Raw genomic sequence first — 11464 nt, forward strand, 5'->3', positions numbered from 1 at the left:
GGCCACCATGAGGGGGCTCCGTTGGACGACAGCGGCTGGCGTCCGGTCAAGCGAACGCGGACGTTCGAGGACGTCCTCGCACAGATCGAGCGGCGCATCACCGAGGACGGCCTCACGGCGGGCGACCGGCTGCCCGCCGAACGCCAGCTCGCCGAGCAGCTCGGCGTCAGCCGCTCGTCGGTACGCGAGGCCATGCGCGTGCTGGAGACCCTCGGCGTCGTGTCCTCGCAGGTGGGGAGGGGGCCTGACGCGGGGGCCGTGCTCACCTCGCGCCCTGACACGGCACTGTCGGACCTGCTCAGGCTGCACCTCGGCCTGGCCAGCCTGGAGATGCGCGAGGTCATCGACACCCGCCACATGATCGAGCAGTGGGCCGCCGCCCACGCCGCCTCCGCACAAGCCGACACATCCGCGCTCGCCGCCGCTCTTTCCGGGATGGACGCGGCGAAGTCCGCGGAGGAGTTCGTGGAGCACGACACGGCCTTTCACTGCGCGATAGCGGACGCGTCGGGCAACCGGCTCATCGCCGCCATCATGCGCTCACTACGGGACTCGATGCGGAGATACTCGGTCGAAGCGGTGCAGCGCCTGGGCGACACGTCGATCCTGCGCGCCGACCACGTACGCATCCTCGAGGCCGTCGACCGCGGCGAGGCGGACGAGGCCGCCAAGGCGGTCTCCGAGCACCTGGCACACGCCTACCCCTCGCTGTTCGATCATTGACGCATGTCGGCCTGCCGGCAGGCGGCGCCCGAGCAGGCCGTCATCGCCGTCAGCCGCTCATCGAGGTTGGCCAGGAGGGCGGGATCGGCGCTCGCGGCCAGATTGTGCAGCTCGTCCGGATCGGCGTGCAGGTCGTAGAGCTGCTTCTCGCCCGTCTCGTACCGAACGTAGGCGTACCGATCCGTACGCAGTGCCTGATAGTTGGGCACCGGGGTCTGGGCGGCCGACGCCCGGTTGGCCGGCCTGGTGAACTCGACCAGCACGTTCCTGCGCCACTCCGACGGCGGCCTGCCCATCAGCAGGGGCGCCAGCGACCGCCCCTCCGCGAACGGCGGCGCGGTGGCCCCGCCCAGCTCGGCGAAGGTCGTCGCCAGGTCCACGGTCGAGCCCAGCTGGCTGATCGTGGAGTTCGTCTTGATGCCGGGTCCGCGGACGACCAGCGGGATCCTGATCGCCTCCTCGAACGGGGTGGTCTTGCCCTGCCTGAGCCGATGCGTACCGAGATGGAAGCCGTTGTCCGAGGTGAAGAAGATGTAGGTGTTGTCCAGCTGGCCGGCCTGCCGGAGCGCCGACACCACGGCGCCGACGAGGTCGTCCACGCCGAGCATGGCCCGCATCCTGGCGCGGTAGCGCTCGTCGATCTCGTCGATGCCCTCCTGCGGGATCGCGGGCCTCGCGCGCAACCAGAGCGGCTCGGCGCTCACGTCCGTCTGGTTGAACGAGGGCGTCCGCGGCGCCGTGGCCCCGGCGAACGCGTTCGCGTGCCGGACGGCGGGGTTGGCCGGGTTGTGCGGGCCGATCGGCGCCAGATACAGGAAGAACGGCTCCCCCGTCGAGCCCGCGATGAAGTCGCCGGCCTTGCGGGCCAGCACGTCCGACAGGTAGTCCTGCTCGGTCCAGCCGTAGTCGAACAGGGCCCCGTTCTCGTTGAGCCGGTAGCCGTACTCCTCGTAGAGGTCACGGACCGGCACGTCCCATTCGTCCCAACCGGGCGGCACGAACGCCTCCTCGGCCGTCGCCCCGGGGTAGTGATTGAGGTATTTGCCCATCAGCGCCGTGCGATATCCGGCCTGCTGCATCCAAGCCCCAATTGTGGAACGTTCCAGACCAAGCTCGTGAAAGCGATCAAAGCCCCCTTCCGGCGCGGTGTTGGTCAGCACGCCATGGCTGTGGACGTACTGGGAGCGCAGGATCGACGACCTGGACGGGCAGCACCAGGAGTTCGTCACGAAGAACCGGTCGAACGAGGCGCCCTCGCGTACGAGGTGCTCAGTGATGTTCGGAAAGTACGGCAGAGCCCCCGCTTCGAGGTCGTCGGCCAGCACGAGCACGATGTTCGGCCGGGGCTTGCCCTCGGCCGTCGTGGTCCCGGCCGCCAACTGGAGGAGAAGCAGAAGGCAGGCGAGACGACACAGACCCTTGATCACAGACTGTCACTTCCCCGGAAGATCAACCATTGACACGTTGAGCTGCCACAGCGGTAATAGAACTTAATTCCGGAGGTGTCACATGAAACTCGGCCTGAACCTTGGCTACTGGCAGCGCCACGCTGACGACGCGACCGAGTCGGTGCTGGCGGCGGAGCGGCTCGGCTACGACTCGGTGTGGACGGCCGAGGCGTACGGCAGCGACGTGTTCACCCCCCTGGCCTGGTACGGAGCGCGTACGAGCCGGATCAAGCTGGGCACCTCGATCGCCCAGATGTCGGCCAGACCGCCCGTCACGACGGCGATGACCGCGATGACCCTCGACCACCTCACGGGCGGCCGCCTGCTGCTCGGCGTGGGCGCCTCGGGCCCGCAGGTCGTGGAGGGCTGGTACGGCCAGCCGTTCGCCAAACCCCTGGCCAGGACCCGCGAGTACGTCGAGATCATGCGCAGGGCATGGCGCCGCGAGGAGCCGGTCACCAGCGACGGCCCGCACTACCCGCTCCCGCTCGCGGGCGGCCTGGGCAAACCACTCAAGCTCATCACGCATCCGCTCCGCACGGACATCCCTCTGTATCTCGGTGCGGAAGGGCCCAAGAACGTCGCCCTGGCCGCCGAGCTGGCCCAGGGCTGGCTGCCGCTGTTCGCGTTCCCCGCCAAGATCGATGAGATGTACGGCGAGGCGCTCGCGGACGCTCCCGAGGGCTTCGACGTGGCGGCCATGGTGATGGTGGTGATCTCCGACGACGTGCGGGCCGCGCTGGACGGCGTGAAGATGATGCTCACGCTGTACATCGGCGGCATGGGGGCCAGGCACCGCAACTTCCATGCCGACATCATCGGCCGGATGGGCTACGCCGATGCCGCGGAACACATCCAATCGTTGTACCTTTCCGGCCGGAAGGACGAGGCGTTCCGGGCGATCCCGGACGAGTTGGCCGACGGCATCTCGCTGGTCGGCCCGCCGGGGCGGATCAAGGAACGTCTGGAGCTCTGGCACAAGAGCCCCGTCACGAGCCTCCTGGTCATGGGCCCGCGCGATGAGCCCTCGCTGAGGCTCATCCGCGACCTGGTCCTCGGCTGAGCCCCCTTGGGCGGGGTGACGGCAGTCGCGCCGATGCGGGGAGGCGGTCGCTCTTCGGCGCCGGTCTAGCCGGTGCGGCCGATCGGGGTGGAGCCCGGCGCCGGATGCGGCTGCTGGGGCGAGAACGTGTGCACGGTGCCGGGCTCGGCGGCCCGGGGAGCGCGGGCGGTGCACTGCAGCCGCGTCAGCTCGCGTACCGTCGCCGCGCACAGCAGGGCGGCCAGAGACAGGCAGGCCAGTTCCAGAACCCCCACCCCCGTCAGGCCGCCGCCGGACGAGGCGAGCGGGACCCGGATCGTGACCAGCGCGAGCGTGGCGAGCCAGCTCAGCCACCACGCCGCCAGCAGCGCCACCCACCGCCCCCGGCGCCCCGCGGGCGGTCTGATGCCGTGCCACAGCTCGTCCACCAGCACCACGGGCGCCAGCAGGTTGACACCGGGGATCAACCAGGCGGCGGCCACGGGGCCGGAGGTGGCCGAGCGGTCGTTGGCCTGCCTGGCCCGCACGAGCCAGGTCACGTAGGCGGCGGCCGCCGCTATCGAGGTGCCCGCCACCAGCATCAGGAGCACCGCGAACACCGTCACCGCCCCCACCACGGCCTCCGCGTCGGCCCCCTGCGGGCGGCCCCCGAAGGCGGCGAGCTGGGCGGCGAGGTGACGGCCGCGGGCGTGTTCGAAGATCACGAGGGCGCCGAGGGAGAGGACCTGGGCGGCAAGCGTCACATATACGGCAGAGGCGGCTCTCGTCGGTGGTACCTGGGCGTAGCGCACGTTGTTCTCCCCCCGGGCCATGCGCTGAGGTTCTGATTCACTTGTATCCCGGGAGCCCCGTTGTTAATCAGCTCACGACGCCGGATTCCCACGCCCAAGCTGCGATTTCAACTCGATTGCGGACACCGAGCTTGGCGAAGATGCTCCCCAAATGCGTCTTCACGGTGGAAAGCGACACGAACAGCTCCGCGGCCACCTCCTGGTTGGTGCGGCCCCTGGCTATCAGGCGCACGACGTCCAGCTCGCGGTCGGTCAGCGGGTCGTTCATGGGAGGCGCGGCCCGCTTGGGCTGGGCCAGGTGCTGCAGCAGCCGTACCGTCACCGAGGGCGACACCAGGGCGTCGCCCGCCGCGGCGGCCCTGACCGCCTCGATCAGCAGCGTGGGCCCGCTGTCCTTGAGCAGGAAGCCGGTCGCGCCGGAGCGCAGGGCTCCGTACACGTACTCGTCCAGGTCGAACGTGGTGACGATGACCACCCGCAGCGGGTTCTCCACCCCGGGACCGGCCAGCGCCCGGGTCACCTCCAGCCCGTCGAGCTTGGGCATCCTGATGTCGAGCAGGCATACGTCCGGCCTGAGCCGCCTGGCCTCGGACACCGCCTCCGCGCCGTCGGCCACCGCGGCGACGACCTCCATGTCCGGTTGTGCGTCCAAAATCATCTGGAAGCCGGTTCGTACCAGTTGCTGGTCGTCGGCGATGAGAACCCGAATAGTCACGGCCCTTACTTTAAGGATCAGCCGTTCGGCCGAGGCGGAAATGGTCGCACGGCCGATCCGCCGCCCCCTGCCCGGCCGGAAGTCTGTACGGCATGAACGACGTGCTTGTTGGAAGAGCCCTGACCAAGAGGTTCGGGCAGGCGGTCGCCCTGGGCGGCGTGGACATCACGGTACGGGCCGGCGAAGCCGTGGCGATCATGGGGCCGAGCGGTTCCGGCAAGTCGACCCTGCTGCACTGCCTGGCCGGGATCATGAAGCCGGACGCGGGCGAGGTGCACCTGCTCGGGCAGCGCATCGACGCGATGGGTGAGCGCAAGCGCAGCGCGCTGCGCCGCACCCGCTTCGGCTTCGTCTTCCAGTTCGGCCAGCTCCTGCCCGAGCTGCCCGCGGAGGAGAACGTGGCGCTCCCGCTCATGCTGGGCGGGGTGCCGAGGGCCCAGGCGGTACACGAGGCGCGCGAGTGGTTCGCGCCCCTCGGCCTGCACTCCATGGAGGCCAGGCGGCCGGGTGAGCTGTCCGGCGGGCAGGCCCAGCGGGTGGCCATCGCGCGGGCGCTGGTCAGCAAGCCGGCCGTGGTGTTCGCCGACGAGCCCACGGGCGCGCTCGACCAGCAGACCGGGCAGGACACGATGCGCCTGCTCGTGGAGGCGACCAAGCACAACGGCGCCTGCCTGATCGTCGTCACCCACGACCCGAACGTGGCCGCCTGGTGCGACCGCACGGTCGAGGTCCGCGACGGCCACCTCCTGGCGGCGAGCGGGGCACGCGCGTGAACCTCGACCTGACGCTCCCGGCACCCCGGAGGACGGCGTGAACCTCGACCTGACCTGGCGGCTGCTCAAGGGCGGCGGCCGCAAGGGAATGCTGGGCACCTGGCTCACGCTGGGCGCCGTCGCCGTGGCCACGGCGCTGCTGCTGTTCGCCGTGGCCGCGAACTACGCCTTCGAGGCCAGGGGCGAGCGCGGCGCCTGGCGCAACCCCGTTCCTGCCAAGGAAGGCGCGGTCGCGATCGAGGCGGCCCGCTTCGACTTCGTCGGCGAGCAGGCGATCACCGTCGTCGACCTGGCCGCGCTCGAGGCCGGGGCGCCCCCGCCACCCGGGCTGCCCCGCTTCCCCGCTCCTGGCGAGGTGTGGCTGTCCCCGGCGCTGGCCGAGCTGGCCAGGCAGCTCCCGGCCGACCAGCTCGCCGAGCGCTACCCCGGTCCCAGGGGCGTACTGGGCGATGAGGCGCTGGTCTACCCGGGCGAGCTGGTCGCGGTCGTCGGCCACAAGCCGGACGCGCCCGAGATGACGGCCGCGCGCAGCGACGACTGGATCATCGGCAAGGGGCCGGCGCGGGTGGCCGGTCTCGCGGGCGCCCCGTCGGAGGACTCCGAGGCGTACCGCGCGCTCACCCTCGTCGCGAGCGTGCTCATGGTGGTGCCGCTGCTGGTGTTCGGCGGCGCGGCGGCCCGGCTCACGGTCGCCAGGCGCGACCAGCGGCTGGCGACGCTCAGACTGGTGGGCGCGACGCCGGGGCAGGTCGTCCGCATGACCGTGGCCGAGGCGGTGATCGTCGCGCTGGCGGGCGCGCTGCTCGGCACCGTCGGCTACGCGCTCGCCGCGCCGCTGCTGGCCCGCATCCCGATCGGAGGCGGTGGATGGTTCGTCTCCGACCTGTTCCCCTCCCCGCTGATCCTGGCCACGGTGCTGGTGGCGGTGCCGCTGCTGGTGGGCCTGTCCGCCGTGGTGGGGCTGCGGCGGGTCGTGGTGAGCCCGCTCGGGGTGGCCAAGCGTGAGACGCCGCCCGGCATGCGGTTCGTACGGGTCCTCGCGCTCGTGGCCGTGCTGGCGGTGTTCCCGATGCTGACCAGGGGGACCAGCGTCGCCATCGTGTCGGTGGCTCTCGGGCTGGCGTTCCTGTGCATCAACCTGGCCGGTCCGTGGGTGATCGGCATGATCGGCCGGATCACCGCCCGCAGTGCCTGGGCGCCCGCGCGGCTGCTGGCCGGCCGCCGGCTGGTCGACGATCCGCGCTCCGCCTGGCGCACGGTGAGCGGCGTCGCTCTGACCGGCTTCGTCGCGGGCTTCCTCGGCCTGCTCAGCCCGGCCGCGTTCGACGGCGACCAGGCGCCTGCCCAGCTCCGGGTCTCCGCGCCCGCCGCGCAGGCGGCGGCCGTCGCGGACCAGGCCCGCGACCGGCTGCGGGCCGCGGGGGTCACCGCGACGGTGAAGGTCACCGGACGGTCCGCTGACCGCGTCGTGGTCGCCGCCCTGGGCAGCCACGCCGACACGGCCACGGTCGACCGGGCACGCACCGCGCTCGCCGGGCTCGTCCCCGGGCGTACTCCGACGACGGGGACGGACGACCAGCGGTTCGGCAATCAGCTCCTTTCCGACGTCCGGGTGGGCACGATCGTGGTGCTGTCGGTGTCGTTCCTGGTGGCCATCGCCAGCTCGGGGATCACGGCCGCGTCGTCCGTGCTGGACCGGCGGCAGACGTACGGGCTGCTGCGGCTGGCCGGCACGCCGCTGGAGGTGCTCGACCGGGCCCGGCGGGCGGAGACGCTCATCCCGCTGACGGTCATGGGGGGCGGGGCGATCCTGGTGGGGGTGTTCTGCGCGGTGCCGTTCATGATCGGCGGGATCAACGCGGTGGGCGTGCTCACGCTGGTGGGCTGCGTCGTCGTGGGCTTCGCCGGCGTGATCGCCGCAGGGGCGCTGAGCCGGCCCCTGCTCCGCTCGGTGACCGCCGACCCGGCCCCGCGCCCCGACTGACCGTCCGGACGCGCCTGCGGCCCGCCGGCGAGGCGGCGCGTCAGGCCGCTGTGGGGCCGGAGCTGCCCGGGCTGGCGTGCCAGAGTCGCCCGGGCGGGGTGGTGATGGCGGGACCGAGGTCGGAGTAGGGCGAGAGGCGGAAGCCGTTGGCGTACTCGATCTTGCGGCCCGTCACCCCCGCGGCCTTGGCCGGCGGCTGCGCGAGCAGGGCGCGGACCGCCTCGATGCCCTCCGAGCGCCAGAGCGTGGCCAGGTCCGACAGGCTCCAGCAGTCCACCGCCCGCAGCGACACCGCCCGCGTCCCCGTGCGCCTGACCACCCCCTTGGCCACCATGAGCCAGGAGCCGAACACCGTCGCCGCGCACCGCCCCTGCACCGACTCGAAGAACGTCAGGTCGACCGGCCCCGTCGAGTCGTCGAGCGTGGTGAAGATGACCCGCTGCCCCGAGCGCACGGCAGGCGTCTGCGTGGCCACCTTGACCCCCGCGACCAGCACCCACGCTCCATTGCGCTGCTTCAGGAGATCCCTGGAACGTACCACTCCGATCCCGTCGAGCAGCTCGTCGTAGAAGCTGATGACGTGGCGGCTGATGTCGATGCCCAGGATCTCCAGCTCGGCCTCGACCATCTCCGTCTCCGTCATCTCGGGCAGCTCCCCCGGCGGCAGGTGCTCGGTGAAGCCCAGCGGGAGCTGCACCGACGGCGCCTGCACGCTGGCGGGCCGCGAGGTGTAGCGCCTGGAGGCGTGCGCGCCCGGCCACACGCCGATCGGCGAGCCCCGCTCGAGCGTGCCCACCTGGGCGATCAGGTCGCGGCGGGTCAGCTCGCCGGGACGCCAGCGGGGCCCGCCCGGGTGCAGGTCGTGGAGCGCGTCCAGCCCGCCGACCTGGACGATCCGCTCGATGGTCGGCCGGGAGGGCCGGGCACGGTCCCAGAAGTCGGCCAGCGACGTGTACGGCTGCCCCGCGATCATGCGTTCGACCTCGGCCTCGCTCACCCCCTTGACCGCCGAGAACGGCACCCGCAACGCGTACCCCTTGCCGATCTCCCCGATCTTGAACTCCCTGCGCACCGGGGAGGAGGCGCCCGCCAGCGAGGATGGACGCACGCGCAGCCCGAGCCGCTCCACCTGCCAGTCCTTGCCCGACTTGTTGATGTCGAGCGGCAGGATCTTGATCCCGCACTGCCTGGCCTCGTCGATGATGACGCGCGGCGGGTACATGCCCGGCTCGTGCGTGAGCACCCCGGCGAAGAACGCCGCCGCGTGGTGCCGCTTGAGCCAGGCCGACTGGTACGTGGGCAGCGCGAACGCCGCCGCGTGCGCCTTGCAGAAGCCGAAGGCCCCGAACGCGTCCAGCACCTGCCAGGCGCGCTCGACGGCCGCGTCGTCGAAGCCGTTGGCCCTGGCCATGGGCACGAACGTCTTGCGCACCAGCTCCCGCCCCTCCGGCGTGGCCAGCGTGCGCCGCAACATCTCGGCGAACGACAGGTCCCGCCCCGTCATCACCTCGATGACCCTGAGCACCTGCTCGTGGAAGACCACGACGCCGTGCGTCTCCTTCAGCGGGCCCCGCAGCCTCTCATGCGGGTAGTACGGCTTGCGCCACCCGTGCCTGGCCTCCAGGTAGGGGGTGACCATGTCGGAGTTGACCGGCCCCGGCCTGAACAGCGAGATGTCCACGATCAGGTCGTGCATCTTGCGCGGCTCCAGCTTGGCGACCAGCTCGCGCTGCCCCGGCGACTCGATCTGGAAGCAGCCGAGGGTGCGGCTGGCGCAGATCATGTCGTAGGTGTCCTGGTCGTCGTGCGGCACGTACTGGACGCCGAGGTCGTCCCCGCTCTGGGTGTCCAGCTCGACCACCACGTCGTCCACCCGCTTGATCTCGCTCAGCGCGTACGCCATCGCGGACTGCATCCGCACGCCCAGCACGTCGAGCTTGAGCAGCCCGGCCTCCTCCACGTCGTCCTTGTCGAACTGCGACATCGGGAACTCCAGCAGGCTGCGCTCCACCGGCGTCCTGTCCCGCAGGCCCCCGTTGCCGATCAGCACGCCGCACGGGTGCAGTGCGATGTGCCTGGGCAGCCCGTCGAGCCTCTCCGCCAGCCGGAACACCCGGTCGAGCCCTGCCTCGCCGAGCCGGCTGTCGCGCAGCTCGGGCAGGTCGTGCAGGGACGCGGTGATCTGCTTGGCCCTGATGTGCGGGAACGCCTTCGCGATGGCGTCGATCTCGTGCGGCGGCAGGCCCATGGCCCCCGCGACGTCGCGGATGGCGCTGCGCGCCCGGTAGGTCTCCATCATGGACACGCAGGCCACGCGGGCCTCGCCGTACTGCTCGAAGATGGCCTTGTAGCAGTCGAGGCGGCGGGCCGACTCCACGTCCACGTCGATGTCGGGCAGCCCGACGCGGCCCTCCGACAGGAAGCGCTCCATGAGCAGGCCGTGGTCGAGGGGGTTCACCTCGCCGATGCCGATGAGGTAGTTGACCAGACTGCCCGCGCCCGAGCCGCGGATGGCGCAGCGGACGCCCATGCCGCGGATCATGTCCGTGATGCCGGCGACGGCGATGAAATATCCGGACAGGCGCTTGCGCTCGATGATGGCCATCTCGTCCCTGAGGCGTCGTCTGGCGTCGCCGGAGCGGTCGAGGCCGCGTCTGATCAGCCCGTCCTCCACCCGGTGGCGCAGCAGCGGCACCGGGTCGCGGCCGATCTCGGGCAGGTGCAGGTCGGGCGGGTCGCTCCGCAGCGCGAGCAGCCCGTCCGGGTTCACCGAGCACGCCTCGGCCAGCCGCCTGGTGGTGAACAGCAGCCGCGCGACCCGCTCCTGGTCCGCGCCGCAGACCTTGGTCGCCACCTGGCGCATCTCCTTGGTGCTCTTGAGGTAGGCGTGGGAGGTCATGCGGTCCAGGTGGCGCGGGTGCAGCGGGACGAGCTGGCGGGCCGCGTCGAGCACGTCGCCGACCTGGTGGTCGGCCGGGTCGAGGTAGCGCACCGCGTTGGTCAGCACGGCGGGGACGCCCATGGACTCGGCCAGGCCGAGCATGCGCACGGCCGTGGTGGCGTCGCGGAAGCCGTACTGGTCGACCAGCTCGATCACCACTCCGGGCACCGCGGCGCGCCAGAGGCCGAGCAGCGTCCTGGCGTGCTCGTCGCGCCGCTCGGCCACCGCGCGGCCCACGTCGGACCTGGGGCCGAGCAGCACCACGAGCCCGTCCTCGGCGCCGAACCCGTGCTCCCCGCCCGGGCCTCCCGCCCACTCGCCGATCAGCTCGCGGCTCACCCTGGGCGTGCCGCGCTCGGCCGCGTAGTGCGCGGCCGTGACCAGGCGGCACAGGCGGGACCAGCCCTTGGCGCGGGCCAGCACCGTGACGCGGTCCTCGGCGTCCGGCCCGGTCTTGGGACGCGGCGCGCGCCGCCCGGGCATGTCCAGCCCGGGCACCCCGAGCCCCGGCAGCGGGGGTAGGGCGTCGAGTGCCAGGTTCACGCCGAAGACCGCGGAGATCCCGGCCTCCGCGCACGCCTGGGCGTGCTTGATCGCGCCGTAGAGCCCGTCGCGGTCGGTCAGGGCGAGGATGTCCATCCCGTGCTCGACCGCCCGGCTCACCAGCGCCTGGGGGAAGGCCGTGCCGAAGCGCATGGAGTACGCGGAGCACACGCTGAGGTGCGGGAACGGCGGCGCCATCAGTCCCACGCCCTCAGGAGCAGCCAGCCGCTGCCGGCGGTGTCGTAACGCAGCTCGTACGAGCCCACCTCACGCCCGGGGCTGGCCTCCACCCGCCAGAACTTGCGCTCACCCGGATCGCCGTCGCCGGTCTTCCACCACTCGCGCGCGACCACCCAGTGGTCGAGGACCCGGCGGACGAGATAGAGCCGGTCGCGCCAGACGAACTGGGTCGGCTCCCCGTCCCTGGTCCACACCTCTATCGGATCGCCATAGAGTCTGCTCAAGACGCTTTCTCCCCGCGGCTCTGGTCGTATGCTGAGCCAC

At 71.7% G+C, this 11464-nt stretch carries 9 protein-coding genes; 4 read left to right on the forward strand and 5 right to left on the reverse strand.

Features of this window, described 5'->3' with window-relative positions; translation table 11 throughout:
• The first annotated feature begins 21 nt into the window (after positions 1 to 21).
• Complete coding sequence (locus ABN273_RS29210; protein WP_349452248.1) at positions 22 to 723, forward strand: FadR/GntR family transcriptional regulator; 702 nt, start codon at positions 22 to 24, stop codon at positions 721 to 723.
• On the opposite strand, the gene ABN273_RS29215 is transcribed toward ABN273_RS29210, so the two are convergent.
• Positions 717 to 2150: a sulfatase family protein gene (locus ABN273_RS29215; RefSeq protein WP_349452249.1), complete on the reverse strand. Its 1434-nt coding sequence runs from the start codon at positions 2148 to 2150 to the stop codon at positions 717 to 719. The two genes, ABN273_RS29210 and ABN273_RS29215, sit on opposite strands and share 7 nt — an antisense overlap.
• A gap of 82 nt (positions 2151 to 2232) precedes the next feature.
• Between ABN273_RS29215 and ABN273_RS29220 the strand changes: the two genes are divergently transcribed.
• Positions 2233 to 3234 (forward strand): LLM class F420-dependent oxidoreductase, encoded by a 1002-nt coding sequence (locus ABN273_RS29220; protein WP_349452250.1) that lies wholly within the window; start codon positions 2233 to 2235, stop codon positions 3232 to 3234.
• Positions 3235 to 3299: 65 nt separating this feature from the next.
• Here the strand turns inward: ABN273_RS29220 and ABN273_RS29225 are convergent, their stop codons facing one another.
• A complete protein-coding gene (locus ABN273_RS29225) occupies positions 3300 to 4025 on the reverse strand; it encodes a DUF4328 domain-containing protein (RefSeq protein ID WP_349452251.1) in 726 nt (241 codons plus the stop codon).
• A gap of 46 nt (positions 4026 to 4071) precedes the next feature.
• On the reverse strand, positions 4072 to 4719 hold the full coding sequence (locus ABN273_RS29230; protein WP_349452252.1) for a response regulator: 648 nt from the start codon (positions 4717 to 4719) through the stop codon (positions 4072 to 4074).
• A gap of 92 nt (positions 4720 to 4811) precedes the next feature.
• Here ABN273_RS29230 and ABN273_RS29235 point away from each other — a divergent pair, with 92 nt between their 5' ends.
• A complete protein-coding gene (locus ABN273_RS29235; protein WP_349452253.1) occupies positions 4812 to 5492 on the forward strand; it encodes an ABC transporter ATP-binding protein in 681 nt (226 codons plus the stop codon).
• A 37-nt stretch (positions 5493 to 5529) separates the two neighbouring features.
• Positions 5530 to 7476, forward strand: a complete 1947-nt coding sequence (locus tag ABN273_RS29240; RefSeq protein WP_349452254.1) for an FtsX-like permease family protein — start codon at positions 5530 to 5532, stop codon at positions 7474 to 7476.
• A 40-nt stretch (positions 7477 to 7516) separates the two neighbouring features.
• On the opposite strand, the gene ABN273_RS29245 is transcribed toward ABN273_RS29240, so the two are convergent.
• Both ABN273_RS29245 and ABN273_RS29250 read right to left on the reverse strand, forming a co-directional pair.
• Positions 7517 to 11158 carry a DNA polymerase III subunit alpha gene (locus ABN273_RS29245; RefSeq protein ID WP_349452255.1) on the reverse strand — a complete coding sequence of 1214 codons (3642 nt, stop codon included), beginning with the start codon at positions 11156 to 11158 and terminating at the stop codon, positions 7517 to 7519.
• Positions 11158 to 11424: a DUF6504 family protein gene (locus ABN273_RS29250; protein ID WP_349452256.1), complete on the reverse strand. Its 267-nt coding sequence runs from the start codon at positions 11422 to 11424 to the stop codon at positions 11158 to 11160. The genes ABN273_RS29245 and ABN273_RS29250 overlap by 1 nt, the downstream gene beginning before the upstream one ends.
• Positions 11425 to 11464 lie beyond the last annotated feature (40 nt).

This window comes from Nonomuraea sp. B19D2, assembly GCF_040137845.1.
Classification (GTDB): domain Bacteria; phylum Actinomycetota; class Actinomycetes; order Streptosporangiales; family Streptosporangiaceae; genus Nonomuraea.

Bases quoted from the DNA above. Each gene is read 5' to 3' on its own strand.
- ABN273_RS29220 (WP_349452250.1), top strand. From the start codon at position 2,233: ATGAAACTCGGCCTGAACCTTGGCTACTGGCAGCGCCACGCTGACGAC.
- ABN273_RS29225 (WP_349452251.1), bottom strand. From the start codon at position 4,025: ATGGCCCGGGGGGAGAACAACGTGCGCTACGCCCAGGTACCACCGACG.
- ABN273_RS29235 (WP_349452253.1), top strand. From the start codon at position 4,812: ATGAACGACGTGCTTGTTGGAAGAGCCCTGACCAAGAGGTTCGGGCAG.
- ABN273_RS29245 (WP_349452255.1), bottom strand. From the start codon at position 11,158: ATGGCGCCGCCGTTCCCGCACCTCAGCGTGTGCTCCGCGTACTCCATG.